Source organism: Candidatus Foliamicus sp., assembly GCF_965221325.1.
Lineage (GTDB): Bacteria > Pseudomonadota > Gammaproteobacteria > Steroidobacterales > Foliamicaceae > Foliamicus.
The window spans coordinates 2,065,839-2,090,883 of record NZ_OZ244880.1 but is presented as its reverse complement, the minus strand read 5'-3'; the positions used below and the strand labels follow the sequence as shown (position 1 = coordinate 2,090,883).

The 25,045-nt window shown below is 64.5% G+C and carries 22 protein-coding genes; 21 read left to right on the top strand and 1 reads right to left on the bottom strand.

The features are described 5' to 3' along the window. From tsaE to lpxC, 20 genes are all read left to right on the top strand, one after another. Positions 1–567, top strand: a complete 567-nt coding sequence (gene tsaE / locus ACWCOO_RS08950) for a tRNA (adenosine(37)-N6)-threonylcarbamoyltransferase complex ATPase subunit type 1 TsaE (protein WP_446830643.1) — start codon at positions 1–3, stop codon at positions 565–567. A gap of 109 nt (positions 568–676) precedes the next feature. Then, entirely contained in the window at positions 677–1,987 is a 1,311-nt protein-coding gene (locus tag ACWCOO_RS08945) for an N-acetylmuramoyl-L-alanine amidase (RefSeq protein WP_446830642.1), read from the top strand. 215 nt (positions 1,988–2,202) lie between these two features. Then, positions 2,203–2,634 carry a division/cell wall cluster transcriptional repressor MraZ gene (mraZ, locus tag ACWCOO_RS08940; RefSeq protein ID WP_446830641.1) on the top strand — a complete coding sequence of 144 codons (432 nt, stop codon included), beginning with the start codon at positions 2,203–2,205 and terminating at the stop codon, positions 2,632–2,634. 32 nt (positions 2,635–2,666) lie between these two features. Further along, positions 2,667–3,578: a 16S rRNA (cytosine(1402)-N(4))-methyltransferase RsmH gene (gene rsmH / locus ACWCOO_RS08935; RefSeq protein ID WP_446830640.1), complete on the top strand. Its 912-nt coding sequence runs from the start codon at positions 2,667–2,669 to the stop codon at positions 3,576–3,578. Further along, complete coding sequence (gene ftsL / locus ACWCOO_RS08930; protein WP_446830639.1) at positions 3,575–3,898, top strand: cell division protein FtsL; 324 nt, start codon at positions 3,575–3,577, stop codon at positions 3,896–3,898. Before rsmH ends, ftsL begins: the two co-directional genes overlap by 4 nt. A 3-nt stretch (positions 3,899–3,901) precedes the next feature. Then, positions 3,902–5,617, top strand: coding sequence for a peptidoglycan D,D-transpeptidase FtsI family protein (locus tag ACWCOO_RS08925; protein ID WP_446830638.1), 1,716 nt, complete (start codon positions 3,902–3,904; stop codon positions 5,615–5,617). Further along, entirely contained in the window at positions 5,614–7,107 is a 1,494-nt protein-coding gene (locus tag ACWCOO_RS08920) for a UDP-N-acetylmuramoyl-L-alanyl-D-glutamate--2,6-diaminopimelate ligase (RefSeq protein ID WP_446830637.1), read from the top strand. The genes ACWCOO_RS08925 and ACWCOO_RS08920 overlap by 4 nt, the downstream gene beginning before the upstream one ends. Next, entirely contained in the window at positions 7,104–8,486 is a 1,383-nt protein-coding gene (locus tag ACWCOO_RS08915) for a UDP-N-acetylmuramoyl-tripeptide--D-alanyl-D-alanine ligase (RefSeq protein ID WP_446830636.1), read from the top strand. The genes ACWCOO_RS08920 and ACWCOO_RS08915 overlap by 4 nt, the downstream gene beginning before the upstream one ends. Beyond that, a complete protein-coding gene (mraY, locus tag ACWCOO_RS08910; protein ID WP_446830635.1) occupies positions 8,479–9,555 on the top strand; it encodes a phospho-N-acetylmuramoyl-pentapeptide-transferase in 1,077 nt (358 codons plus the stop codon). The genes ACWCOO_RS08915 and mraY overlap by 8 nt, the downstream gene beginning before the upstream one ends. 34 nt (positions 9,556–9,589) lie before the next feature. Next, a complete protein-coding gene (gene murD / locus ACWCOO_RS08905) occupies positions 9,590–10,888 on the top strand; it encodes a UDP-N-acetylmuramoyl-L-alanine--D-glutamate ligase (RefSeq protein WP_446832031.1) in 1,299 nt (432 codons plus the stop codon). Further along, the gene (gene ftsW / locus ACWCOO_RS08900; RefSeq protein ID WP_446830634.1) at positions 10,888–12,048 is read left to right on the top strand and encodes a putative lipid II flippase FtsW; all 1,161 of its coding nucleotides are present in this window, start codon (positions 10,888–10,890) and stop codon (positions 12,046–12,048) included. Before murD ends, ftsW begins: the two co-directional genes overlap by 1 nt. Continuing rightward, on the top strand, positions 12,045–13,124 hold the full coding sequence (murG, locus tag ACWCOO_RS08895; RefSeq protein WP_446830633.1) for an undecaprenyldiphospho-muramoylpentapeptide beta-N-acetylglucosaminyltransferase: 1,080 nt from the start codon (positions 12,045–12,047) through the stop codon (positions 13,122–13,124). The genes ftsW and murG overlap by 4 nt, the downstream gene beginning before the upstream one ends. A gap of 59 nt (positions 13,125–13,183) precedes the next feature. Next, a complete protein-coding gene (gene murC, locus ACWCOO_RS08890; RefSeq protein WP_446830632.1) occupies positions 13,184–14,560 on the top strand; it encodes a UDP-N-acetylmuramate--L-alanine ligase in 1,377 nt (458 codons plus the stop codon). Next, positions 14,557–15,471, top strand: a complete 915-nt coding sequence (murB, locus tag ACWCOO_RS08885; RefSeq protein ID WP_446830631.1) for a UDP-N-acetylmuramate dehydrogenase — start codon at positions 14,557–14,559, stop codon at positions 15,469–15,471. Before murC ends, murB begins: the two co-directional genes overlap by 4 nt. Then, positions 15,468–16,445, top strand: a complete 978-nt coding sequence (locus ACWCOO_RS08880) for a D-alanine--D-alanine ligase (protein WP_446830630.1) — start codon at positions 15,468–15,470, stop codon at positions 16,443–16,445. Before murB ends, ACWCOO_RS08880 begins: the two co-directional genes overlap by 4 nt. After that, positions 16,442–17,182 (top strand): cell division protein FtsQ/DivIB, encoded by a 741-nt coding sequence (locus tag ACWCOO_RS08875; protein ID WP_446830629.1) that lies wholly within the window; start codon positions 16,442–16,444, stop codon positions 17,180–17,182. The genes ACWCOO_RS08880 and ACWCOO_RS08875 overlap by 4 nt, the downstream gene beginning before the upstream one ends. Then, positions 17,179–18,411, top strand: a complete 1,233-nt coding sequence (gene ftsA / locus ACWCOO_RS08870) for a cell division protein FtsA (RefSeq protein WP_446830628.1) — start codon at positions 17,179–17,181, stop codon at positions 18,409–18,411. Before ACWCOO_RS08875 ends, ftsA begins: the two co-directional genes overlap by 4 nt. Positions 18,412–18,465: 54 nt before the next feature. After that, the gene (ftsZ, locus tag ACWCOO_RS08865; RefSeq protein ID WP_446830627.1) at positions 18,466–19,701 is read left to right on the top strand and encodes a cell division protein FtsZ; all 1,236 of its coding nucleotides are present in this window, start codon (positions 18,466–18,468) and stop codon (positions 19,699–19,701) included. Between the two features lie 107 nt (positions 19,702–19,808). Beyond that, positions 19,809–22,634 (top strand): TonB-dependent receptor, encoded by a 2,826-nt coding sequence (locus ACWCOO_RS08860; RefSeq protein WP_446830626.1) that lies wholly within the window; start codon positions 19,809–19,811, stop codon positions 22,632–22,634. Positions 22,635–22,844: 210 nt separating this feature from the next. After that, on the top strand, positions 22,845–23,768 hold the full coding sequence (gene lpxC, locus ACWCOO_RS08855; RefSeq protein ID WP_446830625.1) for a UDP-3-O-acyl-N-acetylglucosamine deacetylase: 924 nt from the start codon (positions 22,845–22,847) through the stop codon (positions 23,766–23,768). Here lpxC and ACWCOO_RS08850 read toward each other — a convergent pair. After that, complete coding sequence (locus ACWCOO_RS08850; RefSeq protein ID WP_446830624.1) at positions 23,757–24,050, bottom strand: DciA family protein; 294 nt, start codon at positions 24,048–24,050, stop codon at positions 23,757–23,759. The two genes, lpxC and ACWCOO_RS08850, sit on opposite strands and share 12 nt — an antisense overlap. Positions 24,051–24,089: 39 nt before the next feature. On the opposite strand from ACWCOO_RS08850, the gene ACWCOO_RS08845 reads away from it, so the two are divergent. Then, positions 24,090–24,974: a M23 family metallopeptidase gene (locus tag ACWCOO_RS08845; RefSeq protein WP_446830623.1), complete on the top strand. Its 885-nt coding sequence runs from the start codon at positions 24,090–24,092 to the stop codon at positions 24,972–24,974. Positions 24,975–25,045 lie beyond the last annotated feature (71 nt).

Below are 25,045 nucleotides of genomic sequence, written 5' to 3'. Positions count from 1 at the left end.
TTGCGCGCCGCGCCGTCGGCCCGGACGGCTTCCTTTCTGGCCTCCAGCCCCAGCGCGCTGGATGCGCTCGGGCGGGCCATGGGCGAGGCTCTGATCGGTGCCCTTGAGTGCCGGCAAACGCTGGTGCTGGGTTTCGATGGCGAATTAGGATCAGGCAAGACAACCATGATCGGCGCCGCGCTGCGTTCGCTGGGCGTGAACTCGCCGGTCACCAGCCCCACGTACGGCTTGGTGCATCCCTATGCCATTGACCCGTCCGGCCTTCCCCATGTGCTGGAGGTTCTGCATATCGACTTGTATCGTCTGCAGCGCGCTTCGGAATTGGACGAACTCGGATTGCTGGACGATCTTCCGACCGTGCCTGCGGCAAACGGCAAGGTGTTGCTGGTGGAGTGGTTTGCGAATGCCGGTGGGCGGCTGGGCACGGCCGATGTGGCGCTTGGCCTGCGTCATGCGGACCGCGGCAGGATTGTGCAGGCGCAAGTCAATTCGGCGCAGGGGGTTATCGTGCTTGCAGGCCTGCGCCGCGCCAGCCATCCCGACCTCGCATCACCGGACAAGAAATAATTGTATTAGGTAGTGGCAATACCCGGTTCATAAATAAAGATATTTGATTTGACAAGCAGGCTCGCAGGTCTATACTCGCTGGCGAACAACTGCGGAGATTCCAGCAGCCATGACTGTTTGCCGGTTCGCCTTCGGCCTTTGCGGCGCGCTGTTGGCAGGCGCTCTTAGCGCTGCGCCTGCCCGCATAGAAGCCATTCGCGTCGCCGAGTACGACTCCAAGACCCGGCTGGTTCTGGAGCTGGACCGCAGCCGCAGCCACAAGCTACTGGTGCTCGATAATCAGCCGCGGGTGGTAGTGGATATTTCTTCGAGCGCAATTCACGCCAGTTTGCCGGAACGAGGCACCGGGATCATTCGCGGCATGCGACACGCCCAGCATCAGGGCGGCAAGCTGCGCGTGGTCTTCGACCTGTATGCTTCGGCCACCGCAGAAAGTATCACGATCGCAGCCGCAAAGGCGGGCGAAAGACACCGTATCGTGGTGGACATCTATCCTGGTGGCGAGAATTCCGAAGTTGCCGCCGACACCAATCAACACCCGCTTGCCCGCGATGTGCTGGTTGCGATTGATCCCGGTCACGGCGGCAAGGATCCGGGCGCCATAGGCAGAAACGGCTTTTACGAGAAAACCGCCGTTCTGGCGATTTCCCGGCGGCTGGCGCGCCTGATTGATGCCGAACCCGGTATGCAGGCCATGCTCACGCGCAACGGCGATTACTACCTCAAGTTGCGCAGCCGCTACGAGCTTGCCAGGCAGCGCAACGCGGATTTATTCGTTTCGGTGCATGCGGACGCGGTGCGGAACCGCCGCGTGCGGGGTGCGAGCGTTTACGTGCTTTCGGAGAAGGGTTCCTCGGATGAGGCGCGGCGGCTGGCGCGGCGCGAGAACGCCGCCGACCTGTTGGGCGGAATCGAACTGGACGAATACCCGCCCACGGTGACCAGCATGATCATCGACTTGCAGCAGAACGCATCCATTGGCGCGAGTCTGGAAGTGGGCGACGATGTGCTGCAGCATCTCCATGGCGTGGGCCAAGTGCGCAAGAGTCGCGTACAGAAAGCGCCCTTCGCGGTGCTCAAGGCGCATGACGTGCCTTCCATATTGGTGGAAACCGCATACATCTCCAACCCGCAGGACGAGCGCCTGCTGAGAACTTCCGCCTACCAGGAACAGTTGGCGCGCGCGCTGTTGGCGGGTGTGCGCGCTTATTTCTACAAGAACCCGCCGCGCGGCACCCTGATTGCCCAGCAGGTGGCTGCCGGAGTGGTGCCCGAGCAGCGTTATGTAGCCCGCAGGGGCGATACGCTTAGCGGAATAGCGCACCGCTTCAAGGTGCCATTGCGGGTACTGAAGCGCGCCAACAATCTTCCCAATGACCACCTGCGCGTCGGCCAAGTGTTGACCATCCCCGCCGGCTAGTCTGGTCATCTCGCTCGACTCCGGGCCAGCCCGCTCGCAGGTGAAATGCGCCTGCGCCTTGGTCGCCGGCGTGGCCCGCCGCCCAATATCGTCCTTCGGTGTTCTTGACGCAATGCAGTTTGCAACGGATTGCGTCTGCACAGGCGCTTTTACGCTTGCAGTTATTTGGGGTATAGTGGGAGCCTGTGGCAAATTGTGGGTTTCAGCGATAGTCCATGTTTCAAGGCCCCGCCAATGTAACCCTTGATTCGAAAGGCCGTTTCGGCCTGCCTGCGCGCTACCGACAGAGCCTTGCCAGCGCGACCGAAGGACAAGTGGTTTGTACCGTTCACCCGGACCGCTGCGTACTCATATACCAGCCCAAGGATTGGGCTCGGATCAGCGATGCGCTTATGCAGCAGACGGGTGTCCGGGATGTGCAGAGGCTGATCGTGGGTTTTGCCAGCGAAGTTGGCCTGGACGCGGCGGGACGTTTGCGGGTGCCGGCGGAGTTGCGCGAATACTGCGGGCTGGAGCGCCGTGCCACCCTGCTGACGCTGGGCCAACGCTTTGAACTGTGGGATGCGGCGCGGTGGCGTCAACGGGCGCTGGCTGTCAGCGCGCAGAGCGAATCGCTGGATGCCGCCTTGCGCAGCGTACAGCTTTGAACACTGGTGCAAGGCTCGAACATGAACCCGCGATGCTGCAGGAAACGCTTGCCGGGCTGGCGTTGGAGCCCAATGGTCTCTACGTTGACGCCACCTTCGGTCGGGGCGGTCACAGCCGGGCCATTCTTGCGGGACTGGCCACCGACGGAAGGCTGCTTGCGCTGGATTGGGACCCGGACGCGGTGCGCGCGGCTCGGGCCCTTGAACACGAAGACCCGAGGTTTTCAGTCGAACATGCGAATTTCCGCAGCCTCGACTCGGTACTGCGCGGCAAGGGCTGGCAAGGTCGGGTCGGTGGCATTCTGTTCGATCTTGGCGTATCCCTCCCACAGCTTGGCGATCCGGGCCGTGGCTTCAGCCTCCACTCCTCCGGACCGTTGGACATGCGCATGAACCCGGATGTGGGACGCAGCGCTGCCGAGTGGCTGGCCGGCGCCTCCGAGTCGGAGATTGCGCGCGTCTTGCGGCGTTACGGCGAGGAGCCCCAAGCGCGCAGAATTGCCCGCGCCATCTGCAGCCGCCGTCCCATCGCGCGGTGTTCCGAACTGGCCGATATCGTCGCCGGCGCCACCGGCAGGGGCAAGCCTGGCCTGCACCCCGCCACCAGAACCTTCATGGCCTTGCGCATATTCGTCAATCAGGAACTTGCGGCCCTGCAAGAAGCTCTACCGCAAGCGGTAGGGTGCCTGCGTCCGGGCGGGCGGTTGTGCGTGATTTCATTCCACTCTCTCGAAGACCGCATCGCCAAGCGCTATATCCGCAATGCCTCGCGGCTGCCCCCGCAACTTACCCGCCTTCCTGCAATCCCGTCTGCGGCGCAGCCGCTGCTGCGCACCATAGGCAGAGCGCGGCGACCCTCGGATGAGGAGCGCGCGCGCAACCCGCGGGCTCGCAGCGCTCGCCTGCGCGTCGCCGAACGGCTTGCGGCAGCCGCCGCATCATGAAGCGGGACGGCCTTGCCTCCGTGGTTCTGTTCTGTTTGGGAGCGGCGATCCTGATCAGTGGAGTGCTGCTTGCTTATGCGCGGCATGCACACCGCGCGCAATTCGGAATCGTCCAGGACCTTATTTCCGAGCGAGACGAGCTGGAAGTGGAATGGGGCGCGCTGCAGTTGGAGCGGGCCACGACGATGGGCTACCTGCGGATCGACCGCGAGGCCAGGGAGCGGCTGGGGATGCGTGAGCCGGGCAGGCAGGACATCGTTTTCCTGCGTTTGCATTCCGCCGGCCGACAGTCCGCGCGCTCGGATACGGCGGAGCCGTAGGTCATGACCGGACGCGCACAGAACATGCCTCGCGGGCTCAGGAACCGCGTAACGGTCTTGAGCGTTGCGCTACTCGTTGGCGGACTCATACTGGCGGGTAGGGCCGTGCAACTGCAGCTTTTGCAGAGCGATTTCCTGGAATCTCGGGCGGATGCCCAGCAAGTCAAGCAAGCGATCATCGTTGCCCGCAGAGGTCGAATTCTGGACCGCAATGGCCAGCCCCTGGCGGTCAGCGCACCGGTGGACAGTTTTTGGGCGCATCCCGACAGCCTGGACGCACTGCGCCCCTATCTTCCCCAGATTGCCGCCGCCTTCGGCAGCACGGCGCAGCAGCTCGAAGACCGTCTGGCCCGCGCGCGCGGCCGCGAGTTCGTCTGGTTGAAGCGCGGCTTGCCGCCAAACCGCTCGCGCCCGGTCATCGAGCTCGAAGCGCCGGGCTTGCAGTTGCGCCGGGAATACCGGCGTTATTACCCGGCGGGCGAATATACCGGTCACTTGGTGGGTTTTGCCGACATTGATGAGAACGGCCAGGAGGGGCTGGAGTTGTCCTTTGACTCCACCCTGAAGGGCAGCGACGGGCGCAAGCTGGTGATTACCGACCGGCTGGGCCGACACGTGCGGGATATCGCCGGCATCGAACCCCTCAAGCACGGCCGCGATCTGCAACTCGGTCTGGACTTGAGAATTCAGTTCCTGGCCTACCGCGAACTCAAGGAAGCCGTGGAGCGCCACCAGGCGCGCACCGGTTCGATCGTGCTGCTTGATGTGCGCAGCGGCGAAGTTCTGGCAATGGCCAGCCTTCCTTCGTTCAATCCCAATGACCGCAGGCAGCTCAAGCCTGCGAATTACCGTAACCGTGCGGTTCTGGACCTGCTCGAGCCGGGTTCGACGATCAAGCCGCTGGTGTTGGCGGCGGCGCTGGAAGACGGCGCTTGGTCGCTCGAAGACCGGATCGATACCGGACCCGGCTTTATTCAGGTGGGCTCAAAGACCATCAAGGACCGCACGGCGCTGGGCGTCATAGATTTCGCTACGCTGATGCGGCGCTCCAGCCAGGTTGGCGCCACCACGGTTGCGCTGTCTCTGGAGCCCCAGCGATTGTGGAGCATCCTCAGAAGCGTCGGGCTGGCGCGCACAACGGAGAGCGGGTTTCCTGGCGAGGCCGAGGGTTCCTTGTCCAGCTATGAGTACTGGCGCCCGGTCGATCAGGCGGTCATGGCGTATGGCTACGGACTTGCGGTTACGCCGCTGCAACTGGTCAGGGCCTACACGGTATTCGCCAATCAAGGGCGCGTCATACCCGTAAGTCTTCTCAAGCGCAACGAGAACGAACACCCCCGGGGCGTGCGGGTTTTGAAGCCGCACATTGCTGCCGCGATGTCCTCGCTGCTGGAGGAGCCGATCGGCGCCGGCGGCACCGCCACCCGGGCGCGGATTGCGGGCTACCGGGTGGCGGGCAAGACAGGCACGGTCGAAAAGCTTGGCCCTGAAGGATACGAATCCGAACGCCATACTGCCCTGTTCGTGGGTTACGCGCCGGCCTCCAACCCGCGCATAGCCGCCGTGGTGGTGATTGACGAACCGATGACCGGAGGATACTTCGGCGGCCAGACCGCCGCCCCCGTGTTCTCCCGCGTCGTCGTTGGTGCGCTGCGTCTTGTCGGCGCGCCCATGGACGGCGTTCAGCAGTCGGCAGAGGCGGTGGTAGCCGGGCAATGAACGAGAAGGCGGTCGATCGAGGCACGGTCGCGCTGCGTCCTGTTTTCGCGCATATCGGCTTCCGTGCTCCGGACATTCGGGTGCGGGGGCTGGCGATGCACAGCGCGCGCGTGGTCCCGCGCGGGCTGTTTCTGGCCTGCGCCGGCGCTCGTCACGGTCTGCAATTTCTTTCCCAGGCCTTGCAGCGCGGGGCCTCGGCGGTTGCCTGGGAGCCCGCGCGGGGCGTATCTGCCCCGCCGACCAAGAAAGACCTGCGGCAGTTTGCCGTTCCCAAGCTGCGCAGCAAGGTCGGCCTGATTGCCGACGCCTACTACGGGCATCCTTCGCAGAGCCTGTCGATGACCTGCATCACAGGCACCAACGGCAAGACCACCGTGGCATGGCTGGCGGCCCACGCCCTGCATTCGCTTGGCAGTCCGGCGGCCTTCATGGGCACTTTGGGTTGGGGGCGTCCCGCGCAGTCTTGGCCCAGCGCGATGACGACGCCGGATCCGGACGAACTACACCGGCGGTTACGGGTGCTGGCGGACGACGGGGTTGCGCACGTATTCCTGGAGGCATCCTCCCAGGGCCTTGATCAGCAGCGGCTCGGCGGCCTCAAGGTGCGCTTGGCAGCGTTCACGCAAATGGGCCGCGACCACCTCGACTATCACGGCGATGAGGGCGCCTACAGGCGAGCCAAGCAGCGCCTGTTCCTAGAGCATGACCCGGAAATCTCGGTAATCAATGTGGATGATCCCTTCGGTGCGGAACTCGCGCAGCGCTGTCTTGGAAAAGTGTTTCGCGTTGCCTGCGAAGGCCGCAGCGCTGCCGATTTGTCGCTCGTCAAGGCTAGCCCTAAGCCTGAGGGGCTGTGGCTGGAGCTGGCAGAGAACGGGCAGCGTTTCACGCTCACCAGCCGCCTGCACGGCGGCTTCAACGGCGCCAACCTGGCGCTGGCCTGCGGGCTGCTCCTGGCCTTGGGCATAGACCGCCGGGAATCGGCAGATGCGCTGTCGAAATGTCCGGCGCCTCCCGGGCGCATGCAGCGCTTCGGCGGCCAAGGCTTGCCCGACGCTTTCGTTGATTTTGCGCATACGCCCGAGGCGCTCGGCGCCGTGCTGGAAGGGCTGCGGGCCCGCCAACCCAAGCGCCTGTGGTGCGTCATGGGTTGCGGCGGGGAACGCGACGCCGGCAAACGGGCCGAAATGGGGCGCGTGGCCGACGCGCTGGCCGATGAACTGTTCATTACCTCCGACAACCCGCGCGGAGAGGACCCGCGGGAAATTGCCGAGCAGGTGTTGGCGGGCGTTTCCGGACAGGCGGTAGTGCAACTCGACCGCAAACGGGCGATTCGGGAGGCGTTGCAGGCGGCTCAGCCCGGCGATATCGTGCTGGTGGCCGGCAAGGGCCACGAAACCTTTCAGGTGAGCGGGGGCAGGGTGCTGCCCTTTTCCGATGCCTCAACGGTGCGCGAGGCGATGGCTGCATACCCGGGGGCTGCGCGGTGATTTCGGGTAGCTTATCGGAGTGGGCGGCGGCCATGGGCGGCGAACTGCACGGTCCCGACCGCCGCTTTACGGGCGTTTGCACCGACACCCGCGCAGACGTGCGCGGAGCGTTGTTTTTTGCCTTGCGCGGCGACTGCTTCGATGGTGCCGATTTCCTCAGCGCCGCGGTTGCCGGAGGCGCGAGCGGCGCGGTTCTGTCCCGCCTGCTGCCCGAGGACATTACGCAGATTGTCGTCCGCGATACGCGCCAGGCATTGGCGGAATGCGCCAATGCCTGGCGGAAGCGATTCGACATTCCACTGATCGGGATTACAGGCAGCAACGGCAAGACCACTGTCAAGGAACTTGCGGCGGCGATTCTGCGCGCCGAGTGGGGTGCCGAAGCCGTGCTTTCCTCACCTCGCAGTTTCAACAATGAGGTGGGCCTGCCGCTAACGCTGCTTGAGCTCTCGGCACAGCACCGGGCGGCAGTTCTGGAATTGGGTGCCAGTCGGCCCGGAGATATTGCTCGACTTGCGGAAATTGCCGAGCCGACAGCGGGCGCGGTGCTTAACGCATCGCCGGCCCATCTCGAAGGCTTGGGCGATGTCGAGAACGTTGCGCGCGAAAAGGGTGCGCTGATGATGGGCCTGCCGTCCGAGGGCGTGGGGGTATTGCCCGCGGAAACACCCTTCTCCGACTATTGGCGCGGCCTGCTCGGCTCGCGCAGAGTGTTGCGCTTTGGCGGGGATGGCGAGTTCTCCGCCCGCAACGCCAGGCGTATCGACAAGGGCCTCTGTTTCGAATTGCATTGCCCGGCGGGTGTGGCGCGCATTGAGACGCGGCTGATTGGCGCCCACAATCTGCGCAACGCGCTCGCGGCATGCGCACTGGCTTCCACGGCTGGCGCTGGGCTGGCTGCCATGGTGGATGGGCTGGCGGACTTCGAGGCGGTTGCAGGGCGCCTGCAAGTGCACGAATACGATGCCGGGGTGTGCGTGATCGACGACTCCTACAACGCCAATCCCACTTCCATGTCCGCCGCGATCGGCGTGCTGGCGGAGCAGCCCAGCGAGCGCTGGCTGGTAGCGGGTGACATGGGCGAACTCGGGCCGGACTCCTCCGTCTGGCACCGCCGCGTGGGCGAGGAAGCGCACCGTGTCGGCGTCGACCGCCTCTACTGCGCGGGCAACGACAGCCGCGAGGCGGCGAAGGCTTTTGGAGACCAGGCCGTTTGGCGCAGCCGTGTTGAAGATCTTTGCGTCGACTTACGCCGGGATTTGCACAGTGGGGTGACCGCATTGGTCAAGGGGTCGCGTTTCATGGCCATGGAGCGCGCCGTCGAAGCGCTGCGCGAGGCAGCTCGCGAGCTGGCCAAGGGGGATACGAATCATGCTTGAATATCTGGCGCGACAGTTGATCGATTGGCACTCCGGTTTCGGGGTCTTCGAGTACATCACGTTACGGACAGTGCTGGCAGCACTCACGAGCTTGGTGCTGTCACTGGCGCTGGGCCCGATGGTGATACGCAGGTTGCGCTTGAGCAGCCTGGCACAGCCGGTGCGCAACGATGGCCCCAGCTCGCATTTTTCCAAGATCGGCACGCCCACTCTGGGCGGGGTGCCTATTCTGCTGGCCCTGCTGGGATCGACCTTGCTGTGGGCCGAGTTGTCGAACGGATACGTTTGGGTGGTTCTGGGCGCCACGGTCAGCTTCGGCCTTATTGGACTTGTGGACGACTACCGCAAGCTGTCCATGCGCACCTCGGCAGGTCTTCCCTCGTGGCTGAAGTTCCTGCTCCAGACGGTGGCCGCAATCCTGGTGCTGGTGGCGCTAAGCGCGGTCGGTGAACCACGGGACGCGGTGCTCATTCCCTATTTCAAGGACCTCTACCTGCACCTCGGAATCCTGTTTCCGCTGTTCGCCTGGATCGTGATTGTGGGCAGCAGCAACGCCGTCAATCTCACCGACGGTCTCGACGGCCTCGCTATCATGCCCATTGCCATAGCGGCGGCTACCCTGGGGTTGTTTGCCTGGATTGCAGGCAATGCCATATTTTCCGATTATCTCGGCGTTCCCTACGTCGCCGACGCGGGCGAGCTGATGATAATTTGCGCGTCGATCGCGGGCGCGGGGTTGGGCTTCCTCTGGTTCAACAGCTATCCCGCGCAGGTGTTCATGGGAGATGTGGGCGCCTTGTCCCTGGGTGCTGCGCTGGGCACCGTGGCTGTCGTGGTGCGCCAGGAAATCGCCTGGGCGATCCTGGGCGGGATATTCGTGATGGAGGCCGTATCGGTCATGGTGCAGGTGGTTTCCTTCCGCCTGACCGGCAAGCGCGTATTTCGCATGGCGCCCATGCATCATCACTTCGAACTCAAGGGTTGGCCGGAACCCAAGATCATCGTTCGCTTCTGGATCATTTCGGTGATTCTGGCTCTGGTCGCCGTGGCCAGTCTGAAGATTCGTTAGAGGCAGTGCATTGGGCGAGACTCTGGTCTTCGGAATGGGTGCCACTGGTGCATCCTGCGCGCGCTATTTCGCGCGGGCAGGGCGTTCCGCGATCTTTTGTGATACCCGCGCAGAACCTCCGGCCCACGAAGAAATACGCCGGGTCATGCCTCGCGCGCGCCGTCATGTCGCCGACGAGCTGCACGAGCTTCCCGTCGGCGTGGATCAGCTTGTGCTGTCGCCGGGCGCACCGCTGGCTCACCCGCTGGTGGAGCATGCCCGCGAGCAGGGAGTTCCCGTGCTCGGCGACCTGGATTTGTTTTGCGGCGAAAACCGCGCTCGCCTGGTTGGCATTACCGGCTCCAACGGCAAGAGCACCGTGGCCACGCTGTTGCTAGACATGCTGCGTGAGTCAGGGCTGAAGGCCAGCGCCGGCGCCAACCTTGGTACGCCGGCACTCGACCTGCTCGCGGAGCCAAGCGAGATTCGCGTGCTGGAGCTGTCCAGTTTCCACCTCGAGCGCGCTTCGCCTATCGCCCTGGAGGCGGCGGTAATTCTCAATGTGGCGCCGGATCATCTCGACGCTCACGCCGACTTTGCATCCTATGCGGCTTGCAAGGCCCGCATCTACCTGGCCTGTGCGCATTGCGTGGTGCCCGCCGGCGATGCCGACGTGCAGGCGCTTGCGCCTATGCCTGAAGCCTGTTCCCGGCTGGAGTACGGGCAGGGCAAGCCGCGCAGCGATTGCCTGGGCGTGGTGGGCAGCGGGGCACAGGCAGAAATCCGCCACGGGGTTACAACCCTGATGAAAGTGGCCGACAGCAGCCTGCAGCGCGGATTCCAGTTGAGCAATCTGCTCGCTGCCTTGGCCATGGGCCGGGTGTTGGGTCTTGAGGCCGCGGCCATGCGCCGCGCGGCGGCATCCTTCAAAGCGCTGCCGCATCGGATGCAGCCGCTTGGGAAATGGCATGGAGTGCAGTGGATCAACGACTCCAAGGCCACCAACGCGGCTGCTGCCGCCGCCGCAGTAGGCAGCGTGCCGGACCCTCTTGTTCTGATCGCCGGCGGCGCCGGCAAGGGGCTGGGCTACGAAGTTCTGCGCGAAGCGCTTCGGGGACGTGATGCCGAGGTTATCGCGATTGGGCAGGAGGCGGAACGTATCGCTGCCGCCCTGGGGGCCGATTGCCGTGTTTCGTGCAGTGGCTCGCTGGAGGATGCGGTAGCCGCGGCCCGCGGCCTTGCACAGCCCGGCGCCACCGTCCTGCTGGCGCCCGCTTGCGCCAGCTTCGACATGTTCGACAACTATCGGGAGCGTGGGCTGGCGTTCGAGCGCGCGGTCCGCGAGGTTCACTGATGCCTGCCCGCCCAGCCGCCGACGCGACTAGCCGCCTGGACAGCTGGCTGCTGTTGTCCGTCGGGACGCTGCTGATAGCCGGCTTCATTTCCCTGGCCACCGCGTCGCTGGAGCTGGGCGAGCGAAATTACGGCGATGCGTTTTTCTTCCTGATCAACCAGGGCGCCGCCGCCGCGGTCGGCTTGGCCGGTGCGCTTCTGGTGTACCAGGTGCCCACGCGCTTCTGGGAGCGGCTCGGGCTGTTGCCCATATTGTTGGCGATTCTGCTGCTGGCCTTGGTTCTGCTGCCCGGCCTGGGACGCGAGGTTAACGGCAGTACCCGCTGGCTTACTCTGGGCTCGATCATTTCAGTACAGGCGAGCGAGCCCGCGCGCCTGCTGGTGCTGATGTTTGTGGCCGGCTACGCGCACCGGCACGAGGCGGCGCTGCAGCAAGGCATGGGCGCGTTGCTGAAGCCGGTCATCCTGGTCGGGCTGGTGGCCTTGCTGCTTCTGCAGCAGCCCGATTTCGGCGCTGCCGCGCTGGTCCTGGCCATGTCCGTAGGCGTGCTGTTCGTGGCCGGCGCCAGGTTTCGCGATGTGGGCTTGCTGGCGTTGACCGGAGTAGGGGCGTTTGCGCTGCTGGCCTGGACCTCGCCTTATCGCCTGGCTCGGGTGCAGTCGTTTCTGGATCCCTGGTCTGACCCGCTGCATAGCGGATGGCAGCTTACGCAGTCGCTCATGGCCATCGGCACCGGACATTTTTCGGGGGCGGGGCTGGGTGCGGGCGTACAGAAGCTCTTCTATCTGCCGGAAGCGCATACCGACTTCATCTTCGCGGTGATTGCCGAAGAGGCAGGGCTGCTTGGAAGCCTGGCGCTGCTCGGCGTCTTTGCGCTGCTGGTCGCGCGCGTGCTTTGCGTGGCCAAGGAGGCGGCGGCACGCAAGAGAATGTTTCAGGCCTATTTCGCCTTCGGGCTTGCGCTGTGCATCGGCCTGCAGGTTTTCGTGAATGTGGGCGTGACCATGGGCGTGTTGCCGACCAAGGGGCTGGCGCTGCCTTTGATCAGCTATGGCCGCTCGAACCTGGTCGTTACGCTGATTTCCCTGGGCGTACTGCTGCGCATTGATCGGGAAAATGCGGCCCTGGAGCCTGGTTTGCCGGCGAGGTCCGGCCGATGAGCGGCCGACCGGTAATGATCATGGCCGGCGGCACCGGCGGCCACGTGTTTCCGGCCTTGGCGGTGGCCAGGGAATTGCGTGACCGCAACGTGGCGGTGGTGTGGCTCGGTACCCGTCGTGGACTGGAAGCGCGGATCTCGCGCCCCGCCGGTGTGGCCATGGAATGGCTGACTGTTGCCGGCCTGCGCGGACGCGGAATTCTCGTCTGGCTGTTGGCTCCCTGGACGGTAGGCCGCGCGATCTTCCAAGTTCTGCTCATCATTCGCCGGCTTCGGCCCAGCTTGGCCCTGGGTTTGGGTGGCTTCGTGTCCGCCCCGGGAGGTTTGGCGGCCTGGCTGTGCGGCGTGCCGCTGCTCATTCACGAGCAGAATGCTGTCGCGGGTTACGCAAACCGCCTGCTTGCCCGCTTCGCGAAAAGGGTGCTGGTGGCCTACCCTGGCGCCCTGCCGTTGGGCAGATCGCGCACCGAGACAGGAAATCCCGTGCGCGCCGAACTATTCAAGGTCGAACCACCCCGCGCTCGTTTCGCGGCGCGCTCCGGTCCATTGCGAATACTGGTGCTGGGCGGCAGTCAGGGCGCGCGGGTGCTTAACCGCGAGGTTCCGGGTGGCCTGGACAAGCTGAGCATGGAAGTTACGGTGTTGCATCAGTCAGGACGCGGCAACGCCGCCGAGGTGCGTTCGGCCTATCTGCGCCTGGGCCTCGCGTGCGAGGTTCGCGAGTTCATCACCGACATGGCCGAAGCCTATGCTTGGGCCGACGTGGCGGTCTGCCGTGCGGGCGCCCTGACCCTGTCGGAATTGGCAGCAGTGGGTCTGGGCGCCGTACTGGTGCCCTTCGCCCTGGCGGCCGATGATCACCAGACCCGCAATGCCCGCTATCTTGCGGAACATGGCGCCGCCGCCCTGATTTCCGAAGCGGAACTGTCCCCTCAGGCGCTGGCCTCTACCGTGGAACAGTTTGCCGCCGACCGCGCGTCTGCACTGGCGCGCGCCCTGCAGGCGCGCCAGTTGGCTCGCCCCCGGGCCACGCAGACCGTTGTCGAAGCTTGTCTTGAGGCGCGCCGGCCAGCATGAGAAATCTGCTCACAAAGCAAGTGCGCCGAATTCATTTCGTCGGCATAGGCGGTGCTGGAATGAGCGGTCTGGCCGAGGTCATAGCCAGCCTCGGCTACGCCGTGCAGGGCTCGGACCGGGCCGTTAGCCAGACCACCCAGCATCTTGAAAGCCTTGGCGTAAAGGTTTTCAAGGGTCATCGCGCCTCGCAGGTTGCGGGATCGGACTTCGTGGTGCGGTCGTCCGCCATCCCGTCCGACAACGTCGAGCTCAAGGCCGCGAGGGCTGCGCGGCTGCCGGTGGTGGCGCGCGCCGACGTGCTGGCCGAGTTGATGCGCCAGCGTGACGGAATCGCCGTAGCCGGGACCCACGGCAAGACCACTACCGCCCATTTGATCGTGGAGATGCTTGACCGCGCCGGCGAAGATCCGACCTACGTCGTGGGCGGCCTGGTGCGCAATGCCATGCGCAGCAAGCTCGGCTCCGGAAGCTGCCTGGTTGCCGAGGCGGACGAGAGCGATACGTCTTTCCTCCACTTGCAACCGGTGGTAGCGGTGGTCACCAATATCGACGACGATCATCTCGGCGCCTACGGCGGCAATCTCGACCGGCTGCGGCAGGCATTCGTCGAGTTCGCCCATAATCTGCCGCTCTACGGCCTGTTGCTGGCCTGCGCCGACGACCCCGGAGTGGAGGCGATTTTGCCGCGTGTGCGGCGGCGCACCCGCACTTATGGTTTTTCGCCCGACGCCGATTACCGCGGGTTGAAGCTTCGCGTAAAAGGCTTGTGGTCGAGCATGGAAGTAGATCTGCCCGGCGGCGAGCGAACGGTCCTGACCATCAATCTGCCGGGACGCCATAACGCTCTTAATGCCCTGGCGGTCGTCGCGCTGGCCTGCGAATTGGGCATTGACATCAAATTCGTGCGTCAGGCGCTGGCAGAGTGTCGCCCGCTGCGCCGCCGCTTCGAGTTGCTGGGAGATATTCAGACGCCGAACGGGCAGATCACCTTGGCAGACGATTACGCGCATCATCCCCGCGAAGTGGCAGCTACCCTGCAGGCGGCCAGAGAGGCATGGCCCGGACGCCGGGTCGTGGTGGCTTTCCAGCCGCACCGCTATACGCGCACGCGCGACCTGCTTGATGACTTGGCCGCGGTCCTGTCGACGGCTGACAGGGCTATCGTGACCGAAGTCTATCCGGCCGGCGAGGCGCCGATTTCGGGCGCCGACGGGCGCGCCATCTGCCGTGCCATGCGGGCGCGAGGCAGCGCCGAACCCGTGTTTATCGAGGATGTTCGTGGACTGGTCGCAGCCTTGCGCAACATAGTGGTGGAAGGCGATCTGGTCCTGACGCTGGGCGCTGGAAACATCGGCGCGGAAGCGGCCAAGCTGCCGGCGAAGCTGCGCGGCCCCACCATAGCCAGCGGCGCCGGGCGCAAGAAGAGCCTGCCGTGAGTATTGCTCCACCCCGCCTACCTCGCGCGCAGGCCTTTCGCGGCAAGCTGCGCTACGACGAGCCGATGTCGCGGCATACGCACTGGCGCGTGGGCGGTCCGGCGCAAGTCTTTTTCGTACCAGCCGACCGGGCCGATCTTGCGGAGTTCCTGCGCCACCTGGACCCTGCGCTGCCGGTGCATTTCATCGGCCTTGGCAGCAACTTGCTGGTGCGCGATGAAGGCATAAGCGGTGCCGTGCTGTCTCTTGGCCGCGCATTCCGAGGTGTGCGGCAAGTTGCCGCTCGGATCGTTGAGGCCGGAGCGGCCACCCCCTGCACGGCGCTGGCGAAGCACTGCGAAAACCTGGAGCTCGGACCGGCCGAATTCTTCGCCGGCATTCCCGGCACGCTGGGTGGGGCCCTGGCCATGAACGCCGGCGCTTTCGGAGGCGAGACCTGGGACAGCATCGAGGCGCTGGAAACGATCGACCGCAAGGGCGTCGAGCATGTTCGCGGCCGCGACGAGTATCGGCCCGGCTACCGCCAGCTTGGCGGTCCCCCAAGCGAGTGCTTTTTGCTTGCGCGTTTCCGTTTCGAAGCGACGTCGCAAAGCGGTCGCCGACGCTCGCTGATGGCCGAGCGCCGCCGCCGGCAGCCGCTTGATCTTCCCAGTTGCGGCTCGGTGTTTCGCAATCCACCAGGCGGTTATGCCGGCGAATTGATCGACCGCACCGGCCTGAAGGGTTTGCGGGAGGGCGCTGCCGAGGTGTCTCCCAAACACGCCAACTTCATCGTCAACCACGGCGGGGCGACGGCCACCGATATAGAGCGGCTGATCCGCAGGGTTCAAGACCGAGTGCGCGAGGCCACGGGCGTCAGCCTGCAGCCGGAAGTGCGCATCCTGGGCGGCAGCTCGGAGGCGCGGGCATGAGCGCACCGCAGCGCCGCGAGGTAAGGCATGCCTCGGAATTCGGCCGGGTCGCCCTGCTCATGGGGGGCGATTCCCCCGAGCGGGAGATTTCGCTCGTGACGGGCAAGGCGGTTCTGGAAGCGTTGCGGTCCCGCGGCGTCGAGGTCGAGCCGGTTGACAGGAGCGGCAGGGAATTGGCCGAGCACTTGCTGCACGGTGGATACGATCGCGCGTTCAACGCTCTGCATGGTCCTGGGGGCGAGGACGGTGTCGTTGCGGCGCTGCTCCAGACGCTGGGTCTGCCCTGTAGCGGCAGCGGTCAGGCGGCCTTGTCCCTGTCCATGGACAAGCACTGGAGCAAGACGATGTTCGCCTCAGCCGGCATTCCGACTCCGCCGTGGCGGCTCGCCTGCAGCGCAAGCGAAGCTCGCGCAGCAGCGCGAGACTTGGGGTTGCCGCTAAGCGTGAAGCCCAACAGCCAGGGATCCAGTCTCGGCGTGTCGCGTGTTGACCGCTTCAGCGCGGTTGAAGCCGCTTATCGGAGCGCGTCGCAGTTCGGAAGCGAGGTGCTCGTAGAGTCCTGGATAGAGGGCGGCGAATATACCGCCAGCATGCTGCAGGGAGAGATGCTGCCGGTGGTGCGGATTGTTCCGCCCGAGGGCGAGTTCTACGATTTTCGCACCAAGTACGAGAGCGCCAGCACCGGCTACCACTGCCCCTGCGGACTACCGCCGGAGCAGGAGGCCGCCATCAATCGTCACGCCGAGTCCGCGATTGGGGCGTTGCGCGTGAGCGGGTGGGCGCGGGTCGATCTCATGATCGATGCGAGCCAGGCGCCGTGGGTGCTCGAAGTGAACACTGTGCCCGGGATGACCTCGCACAGCCTGGTCCCGATGGCCGCGGCCGAGGCTGGCATTGTTTTCGACGAGTTGTGCTGGCGTGTCCTGGAAACCAGCTTCTATTCCGCGACCCTTTCGCCGGGAGGCTCTTCGTGAACAAGGGGCGCAGAAGGCGCGGGCGGCGGCGGATTGCCTCGCCGATTCTGGCCACGATACTGCTGACCGCTGCGGCTGCCGCCGCCGTGCCTGGGCTGACTCGCGTGCCCATCCGCGAAGTGAAGATTCACGGCGCTTTCGAGCGCGTGGAGAAACAGGACATACAGGCCTTGGTCACGCCCTATCTGAGCTGGGGCTGGGTGCGTTTGCCGGTCAACCGCCTGCGTGGGCAACTGGAGGCCTTGCGCTGGGTGGCATCCGCCAAGGTTCGCCGCGAATGGCCGCTCAACTTGAGCATAGATATATCCGAGCACCGACCCTTGGCGCGCTGGGGAGACCAGGCCATGCTGAACCAAGCGGGCGCCATATTCGAGCCGGGCGATTCGATGCGCGGGGATCTGCCCATGCTGCGCGGCCCCGAAGGTTCTCAGGAGCGGGTGCTGGACCGCTACCGGGAATTCTCCACGCAGTTGAGGCAACAGTCTCTGGCGCTTGATGCGGTGACTCTCGACGCGCGCGGCGGCTGGACACTTCAATTGCGCCAGGGAATGCAGCTTCGGCTGGGAAGCGACTTGGTGCAGCGCAGGTTCGAAAGGGCCCTGATGGCGCTGGACAGGCTGCCGCGGGCAGCAGGACAGGAAATAGCGTATATCGACTTGCGCTACCCGAACGGATTCGCCGTCGCCTGGACGTCCAGCGGCGCAAATCAACGGCAGCAAGGGGGAATTTCGCCATGACACGCAAGCGTGACCGGGACATCGTCACGGCGCTGGATATCGGCACCTCGAAGGTTGCCGCTATCGTGGCGGCGGCGGACGAAGAGTCGGGCGAGCTGGAGATTCTCGGCTTTGGATCCAGTCCATCGAAGGGAATGAAGCGCGGCTCGGTGGTGAATATCGAGGCGACGATCAAGTCGATCGACCAGGCCGTGGGCGAGGCCGAGCTGATGTCGGGCGTGCAGATCGGCGATGTCGTCGTGGGCATTTCTGGCGATCATGTGCAAAGCCTGACCTCGCACGGAATCGTCGCCGTGGGCGGGGAAGAAGTTTCGGAGTCCGATGTGGCCCGCGTCATTGAAGCGGCCCGGGCCGTGCTCGTGCCGTCGGACAAGCGGGTGCTGCACGTGCTGCCGCGCGACTACGTGGTCGATGATCAGGACGGCATCCTCGATCCCACCATGATGTCCGGTGTGCGCCTGGAAGCCCATGTGCACATCATTACCGTGGGCGAGAGCGCTGCACAGAACATCGAGAAGTGCGTACGCCGCTGCAACCTGCGCGCCGAACGCATCGTGCTGGAACACCTTGCCTCGGGCACCGCCATCCTCACCGACGATGAAATGCAACTGGGTTGCTGCGTGCTGGATATTGGCGCGGGCACCACCGACATTGCCGTTTTCCAGGGCGGTTCGATCCGCTTCACGCACGTGATTCCCATTGCCGGCGACCAAGTGACCCACGACATCGCGCAGTCCCTGCGTACGCCCACCCAGGCCGCGGAGCAACTCAAAATCCACTACGCCTGCGCGCTGGCGCAAATGGTCGAAGAGAACGAGGAAATCGAGGTCCTTAGCGTCGGCGACCGTCCGCCCCGCAAGCTTGCCCGGCAGGCGCTGGCGAGGGTGGTGGAGCCGCGCTACGAGGAGCTGTTTCAGTTGGTGCATAACGTCTTGCACCGCGGCGCCTACCTGGAGAGCGCCGCCGCCGGCGTGGTGCTCACGGGCGGCACATCGGCGATGCCCGGAGCCGTTGAGCTAGCCGAGGAAGTGCTCAACGTTCCCGTACGCCTCGGACACGCTCAGCGGACTCGCGGCCTGCAGGAAGTGGTGAGCAACCCGGCGCACGCCACGGGTGTGGGGCTTCTGCTGTACGCGCTGAAGCCGCGCGACGGGCAAGCAGCGTCGGGCGGCAGGCCCAAGAGTGGCGGCCTGCGCTCGGCTATCAACTGGTTGAAGGGCCAATTCTGACCCTCCTTTTTTCGTGCGAAATCGCGCAGGAGCAATGTAATGGGAGTAAAAGACATGAACATCAGGCTGGTGAAATCGGAACCCGGAAGCTGCCCACGGCTCAAGGTCGTCGGCGTAGGCGGGGCCGGCGGCAATGCAGTCAATGAAATGGTCCAATCCAACGTGCGCAACGTGCAGTTCGTGGCCGTGAACACCGACGAGCAAGCGCTGTCGAGATCAAGCGCCGAGTTGAAGGTCACGATCGGCCGCACGGTCACCAACGGCATGGGCGCAGGTTCCGATCCGTCCAAGGGCCGTGAATCCGCGATCGAAGACCAGGACCGCATCTCGGCGGTCATGGAAGGCGCCGACATGATTTTCGTGGCGGCCGGAATGGGCGGCGGCACGGGGACCGGCGCTGCGCCGGAAGTGGCTCGCGTGGCCCGCGAAGCCGATCTGTTGGTGGTGGGCGTGGTCACCACTCCGTTCGAATTCGAAGGGGAGGCCCGCAGCGAGATCGCGCAGCAGGGAATAGCGGCCTTGAGCGAGCACGCGCACTCCATCGTTACCATCCCCAACGAAAGGCTGATCGAGTATTTCTGCGAGCAGGGCGACGGCGACGTGTCCATGGAAGAAGCGTTCAGCGAGTCCAACAAGGTGCTGCGCAACGCGGTGCATGGGATTGCCGAATTGCTCACCTGCCCGGGCCGCATCAACGTGGACCTGGCGGACGTGCGCAGGGTGATGCAGGAACCGGGCCGGGTGGTAATAGGCGCAGGCGAAGCGAGCGGAGCGGATCGCGCCCGCGAAGCTCTGGAGCTGGCCATGTGCAGCCCGCTTCTCAAGGGAGTGGATGTTCGCGATGCGCGTGGAGTGCTCGTGAATATCACCCACGGCAACGACCTGGGAATGCGCGAGTTCAAGTCGCTGGGCGACGCGGTGCGGAACATGCTGGCACGCGAAGGCATGGTGAAGTTTGGCGAAGTCGTGAACGACAACATGAAGGGCGCCGTCCGGGTTACAGTTGTGGCCACCGGACTGAGCGCCTCGGGAAGCGAGCAGGAAAGGCCGGGGGCATCCCAGGCGCAGCACTTGCGCTCGGAAGCGCGCGGCGCCGGAAGCGGCACAGGGCAGCGCGACAGTTCCGGCCATGCCCGGCCGCGGCGCAGCATCCTGGGGCTTGCTACCCAGCCCAGCTACGAAGGTCTGGACCGTCCGGCCGTCATGCGCATGCGCGGTGCCGGAGGCGGGCAGCACAGCAAGGACCTGTTCGATCCCGTGCCCACGCACCTGCGCAAGCAGGCGGATTAGCCGGTCCAACCTGCAGCGCGCACTGCCCGCCTTTTGAAGGGCCGGTATGATATGGTGCATCACACCTCGATCTTGTTCGCCCGCCGTGAGGGCAAAAGGGGGAAAACATGCGCGCAGTTTGTGTTTTGTTGTCAGCCGTTATCGCCGCACCGCTTGCGGCGCAGGACGATTCTCGGGAGTCTGCCGGCGCCGGTCTGATACTGGAAGAAATCATCGTTACCGCCACGCGCCGCGAGCGCTCGCTCATGGAGGTGCCGCTGGCGGTGTCGGCCTATGGCGCCGAGCAGCTCGAATTGAGCGGGGTAACGGATATTGGGCAATTGATGCGCATTGCGCCCAGCCTGCACCTGAGTGTCGGTCAGGGTGAAACGGTCGGCGCCACGGCCCGCATCCGAGGCATCGGCACTACCGCCGACACGCCGGGCTTCGAGTCCGCGGTAGGCTTGTATGTGGACGGCGTCTACCGCAACCGGGCCGGCGTCGGGTTCAACGAGCTGGGCTCGGTGGAACGGGTCGAAATCCTGCGTGGTCCGCAGGGCACATTGTTCGGCCGCAATACATCGGCGGGCGTGGTAAGCATCATTACGGCCGGTCCGGATCCCGAAGGTTCCGGATATGCCGACATCAGCTTCGGATCGTTCGACGCCACACGGGTTGAAGCGGGCGTAAGCGGCGGCAGTTCCGCCTCCGGCCTGTCGGCGAGGCTGGACGGCGTTTGGTACGAGCGCGATGGTTTTCTCGAAGACGCCAACGATGATCGCACCTACAACGACCGCAATCGCCTGTTTCTGCGTGGGCAACTCGTCTATGAGCCCAACGCGGACACGCAGATCCGGCTGATTGCCGATCACACCACGCGCGAGGAATCCTGTTGCGCTTCGGTGGGACTGATTGCGGGAGCTACCGCACCGCTGGTTCAAGGTTTGGCGGTGGCGCAAACCCGCGATCCCTCTACGGTGGGAATTGCCTTCGATCCATACGCGCGAAAGGCAACCGTATCGCCCAGTTCCAGCTATTTCCAGGGCGTGGACGAATCCGGTCTGTCGGTGGAGATCAATGCCAGCACGGCCGTGGGTGACTTCACCAGCATTACCGCTTTCCGCGACTGGGCAACGGAGCGCGGTCAGGATATCGATTTTGGCGTGGTTGATATCGGCGAGCGCCCATTCGGCGAGTCGGCGACTGGGTTTGAAACCTTTACGCAGGAGCTTCGCCTGAACGGCGAGGCCGGCCCGTTGGACTGGCTGGTGGGCGTCTTCTACGCCGACGAGCAGTTGAACTACACCGATGTTCTCGAATACGGCGTGGGCTTTTCGCCGTTTGCGAACGCGATCGCAAGTCAGATAGGGGCCGGTCTGGGCGCTGCCGTTCCGCTGATCGCTCCGCCCCCGGCTCTGCAAGCGGGCGCCGCCGGTTTAGCCGCGGGCGCCGCTGCCTTCGCGGACGGCTTGGCGCCGGCGCTCCCGCCTGGGCTTGCGGTGCCGCAGCTTGCGGCGAACTTCCCCACGTTTCCGGGCTTTCCCTACAATCCCTGGCCGGGTTTTGAGCAGATTTCGGGCGAGCAGTTTTTCGGCGCCGGCATTCGCGACGACTACCAGCAGGACTCCGAGAGCTGGGCTGTGTTTACCCACAACAGCGTCACCATGGCCAACGACTTCGAGTTGACTGTAGGGCTTCGTTACACCCGAGAGGATAAATCGCTGGATTCCAATCTTCGGTCCAGCGACCGCATGTGCGGCCCCGTGAGCCGGAATGTGCTCGGATACCTGCAGTCGATGCAGGCCTATGTGGGCGGCCTGGGCGCCTACGCGGCGGGAGTGAATCAGTATGTTCAGGACCTGAACAACTTTGTGGAGCAGGCCACGCAGGCGATCCCGGTTCCCGCAGTGCAGGAGCAGATCCGTCAAGGCGCGGCCGGAATAACCGGCGGGGCCCAGCAGGTGGCGCCGGGCGCGGCAGCGTTAGCGCAGGGCGGACAGGCATTGCTGACCGATCCGGCGGTAGTTGGCGGCATAGGGCAACTCGTGAGTCTGGCCTGCATTCCCTTCGTGGACCCGTCCATGGATGGGAACTATGCGGGCTCCTTCGACGAGAGCGAAGTGTCGGGCACGGTGCGGCTGTCGCGTCAGGTGGGGGACTACCTTCTTTATGGCGGCTATGCCAGGGGCTACAAGGCGGGTGGATTCAATATGGATCGCAGTGGGCTGCTCAGTCCCACTCTCACCCTTCTGGCTACGGGAACTGCCAGCGTACCCAGCATTGATGAGATGATCTTCGATCCGGAAACCGTGGATGCCTTCGACATAGGCGCCAAGTTCGAGTTGGATAACCGGCGCGCAACCGTGGATGTCAATCTGTTCCACGAGAAATTCGAGGGCTTTCAGCTCACTACCTTCAACGGCGTGGCATTCGTGGCCCAGAATATTCCCGAGGTCGTTAGCCGCGGCGTCGAACTGGAAGCGCGCGGAGCGGTGATCGGCGGCTTGGAGGCCTTCGGTGGCCTTACCTACGCGGACGTGCGCTATGGGGAAGGGGCCGAATATGGGGTCCGTTCCGGACGCCAGATGACGCACGCTCCCAAGTGGACCGGAGCGGTAGGCGCCACCTTGCGCTTTCCGGTCGGTAGTCTGGACGGCGCTTTGCACATGGATGCGCGCTATACCGGCGAGCACAACACCGGGTCGGATCTGGACATCGAAAAAGTCCAGGAGGCCTATACCGTGGTGAACGCGCGGCTCATGCTGACCCGCCCGGGAGCACAGCGCTGGACCATCGATCTGTGGGCTCGCAACCTGCTTGACGAGGAATACGCGATTATCGTGTTTGATGCGCCCCTGCAGGGTTCCGGCACCGGTCCAGGCTCGACGCAGACTTTCAACGCCTTCCTGGGCGCGCCGCGCGAATACGGCGTTAGCTTCCGCTACGAGTTCTAGCGCGCTAGCAGCCAATAGTCGGCGGCGAAAGATCCGCTGCGCTTGTCCGACCAGGCGTTGCGGCAGGCTGGCGTTGTCAGCCGCTCGCATAGCCTGTCAGGGGCTAGACATGCGGGCTGTGCGCCACCCTGATCTGCGGAGCGGCTTGCATTTTCGCCGAAAATGCCGATAATTCGCAGGCTTATGGATAATTCCTTTCGGAGTACAAGTATGCGTCAGCGCACCCTGCGCGGCTCAGTTTCGGTGACCGGCATCGGCCTGCACAGCGGGCGCCGTGCGCGGCTGACCTTGCGGCCCGCGGCGCCGAACACCGGAATTGTCTTTCGGCGCGTGGACATGCAGGGCGAAGGAGACGTGCCTGCCCGCTACGACTGCGTTGTCGATACGCTGCGAGGCACGACCTTGGGGCGCGGTTCGGCGACAGTCGCCACAGTTGAACACCTGCTGTCCGCGCTCGCCGGATTGGGAATTGACAACGCCTGGGCCGATCTGGACGGCCCCGAAGTGCCGGCTCTGGATGGCAGTGCTTCGGCTTTTGTGTTGCTTGTCGAGGAGGCGGGTCTGGAGCAGCAGGAGTCACCCAGGAGCTACGTGCGCATTCTTGAAGAAGTGCGCGTTGAACAAGGTCGCCATTGGGCTGCGCTGGCGCCTGGAGGCGGCTTCAGCCTGCATTATCAGGGTGACTTTGCGCACCCGGCCTTTGCGCGCGATGGGCTTGCTTACGGTTTCCAGTTTTCGACCACTGCCTACATCGAGCAAATCAGCCGGGCTCGCACGTTCGGCTTTCTGCACGAAGTGGCCGCCATGCGCAGGCACGGTCTGGCGCTTGGCGGAAGTCTGCGCAACGCTGTAGTGTTCGACGACTATCGCGCGATGAACGAGGGCGGCTTGCGCTATGCGAACGAGCCGATCCGGCACAAGTTGCTCGATGCTGTGGGCGACCTCTACCTCCTGGGGCGGCCCTTGATCGGCAAGTTTCACTGCTTCGGATCAGGTCACACATTGAATGTGCGCCTTGTTCAGGAACTCATGGGCCGCGACTCGGCATGGGAAGAAGTAAGCGCCGCCCCGGCCGGCCGCAGCGCACCGGCGCCTGCCGCAACAGCCAAGGGCTTGAGCGCCCTACAGGGCTAGCTTGATGCGCACCTTTCTGACCGCCCAGCCGCCCTTGCCGGCCGCCTGCTCCAGCCCGGTGGCCTCGAACCGCAATCGCGCAGCCCACTCCGGCGCCGCCGCATACACCGTGAGCGTGCCGCCGGCATCCAGATCGCTGCCGGCGAACCCCTCGCGCAGCTCCGGGTGCAGCGCCTCTCGGAGCCGTTCGGCCAGCGCCATCTGGTTCCCGGCTTGCGTGGTCCAGTCGGATAGCGCGGCCGCAACCCGCTCAGGGCGGCCTTTTCGGCGTGTTCTCGCCATCGGGCGAATCTCGTAAAATTCCTGTGGTGCGATCTTGCCATGAACCTGAATTTCCGAAAACTTACCGCATCTCCCGGCGCCATCTGGGCGCTGGCGCTGCTGGCCTGTTCGACGGGAAGCTTCTTTGCCGGAAGCCTCTCGCAAGAGCAGGCTTTGCCGGCGGTGGTTGAGCGCGTCGAGAAATTGCAGGCCGCCCTGGCGGCGCAGGACGAGGAATTCGAACGGGCGCGGGTCAACGCCGAGCGGCGCATCGCAGCGCTCGCGGTCAGGGTTGCGGAAATGAAAGCGGCTCTGGTGCAAATGGACAGTTGGGGGAACTATCTTGGTGAACTGCGCGGCGAGCCTTCATTCACGCCGGCCAGCGTTGAATTTGCCGAGCCCTCCCTCGACTTCGAAGTGCCGGTTGCCGATGGCGGAATTGGCCTTATCGCCGAGTTGAACTTCCTGACCGCGCGCGTGAATCAGCGTTTCGAGGATTTGCGCATTGTGGCAGACGCTCTTGCGGCGCAAGGAGCCGAGGAGCTCTTTGCTCCTTCCGGCTGGCCTGTGGAGACGCGCTACATCACCTCGCGGCACGGCTTCCGCAAAGATCCGTTCACCGGCATGCGCGCGTGGCATGCGGGAATCGATATAGACGGCGAAATGGGCGATCCGATCTACGCTGTTGCGTCCGGTGTCGTGACCTGGGCCGGCAACAGAAGCACATACGGGCAGCTTGTGGAAGTCAGCCATGCCGGCGGCTACACCACCCGCTATGCCCATAATGCCCTGAATCTTGTAGAGGTGGGGGATTATGTGCAGCGCGGCCAGGAGATTGCGCGCATCGGCCGCAGCGGGCGAGTTACCGGCAGCAGTCTGCATTTTGAAGTCCTGCGCAATGGCGTTTCCGTAAATCCGATTGAATTCCTGCACAAGGGGTCCTGACCCTGACGCCAGAGTTTGGTTGCTGCCCAAGACAGTTCACCAATCCACATGCGAGATGCGACTGGGGGGTA

Coding starts and splice junctions, on each gene's coding strand:
- ACWCOO_RS08860 (WP_446830626.1), top strand. CDS start 19,809: ATGCGCGCAGTTTGTGTTTTGTTGTCAGCCGTTATCGCCGCACCGCTT.
- ACWCOO_RS08920 (WP_446830637.1), top strand. CDS start 5,614: ATGAACGAGAAGGCGGTCGATCGAGGCACGGTCGCGCTGCGTCCTGTT.
- ACWCOO_RS08945 (WP_446830642.1), top strand. CDS start 677: ATGACTGTTTGCCGGTTCGCCTTCGGCCTTTGCGGCGCGCTGTTGGCA.
- ACWCOO_RS08925 (WP_446830638.1), top strand. CDS start 3,902: ATGACCGGACGCGCACAGAACATGCCTCGCGGGCTCAGGAACCGCGTA.
- rsmH (WP_446830640.1), top strand. CDS start 2,667: ATGCTGCAGGAAACGCTTGCCGGGCTGGCGTTGGAGCCCAATGGTCTC.
- ftsZ (WP_446830627.1), top strand. CDS start 18,466: ATGAACATCAGGCTGGTGAAATCGGAACCCGGAAGCTGCCCACGGCTC.
- ACWCOO_RS08880 (WP_446830630.1), top strand. CDS start 15,468: ATGAGCGCACCGCAGCGCCGCGAGGTAAGGCATGCCTCGGAATTCGGC.
- ACWCOO_RS08845 (WP_446830623.1), top strand. CDS start 24,090: ATGAACCTGAATTTCCGAAAACTTACCGCATCTCCCGGCGCCATCTGG.
- murG (WP_446830633.1), top strand. CDS start 12,045: ATGAGCGGCCGACCGGTAATGATCATGGCCGGCGGCACCGGCGGCCAC.
- mraY (WP_446830635.1), top strand. CDS start 8,479: ATGCTTGAATATCTGGCGCGACAGTTGATCGATTGGCACTCCGGTTTC.
- ftsW (WP_446830634.1), top strand. CDS start 10,888: ATGCCTGCCCGCCCAGCCGCCGACGCGACTAGCCGCCTGGACAGCTGG.
- murD (WP_446832031.1), top strand. CDS start 9,590: ATGGGTGCCACTGGTGCATCCTGCGCGCGCTATTTCGCGCGGGCAGGG.
- murC (WP_446830632.1), top strand. CDS start 13,184: ATGAGCGGTCTGGCCGAGGTCATAGCCAGCCTCGGCTACGCCGTGCAG.
- ftsA (WP_446830628.1), top strand. CDS start 17,179: ATGACACGCAAGCGTGACCGGGACATCGTCACGGCGCTGGATATCGGC.
- lpxC (WP_446830625.1), top strand. CDS start 22,845: ATGCGTCAGCGCACCCTGCGCGGCTCAGTTTCGGTGACCGGCATCGGC.
- ACWCOO_RS08850 (WP_446830624.1), bottom strand. CDS start 24,050: ATGGCGAGAACACGCCGAAAAGGCCGCCCTGAGCGGGTTGCGGCCGCG.
- mraZ (WP_446830641.1), top strand. CDS start 2,203: ATGTTTCAAGGCCCCGCCAATGTAACCCTTGATTCGAAAGGCCGTTTC.
- ftsL (WP_446830639.1), top strand. CDS start 3,575: ATGAAGCGGGACGGCCTTGCCTCCGTGGTTCTGTTCTGTTTGGGAGCG.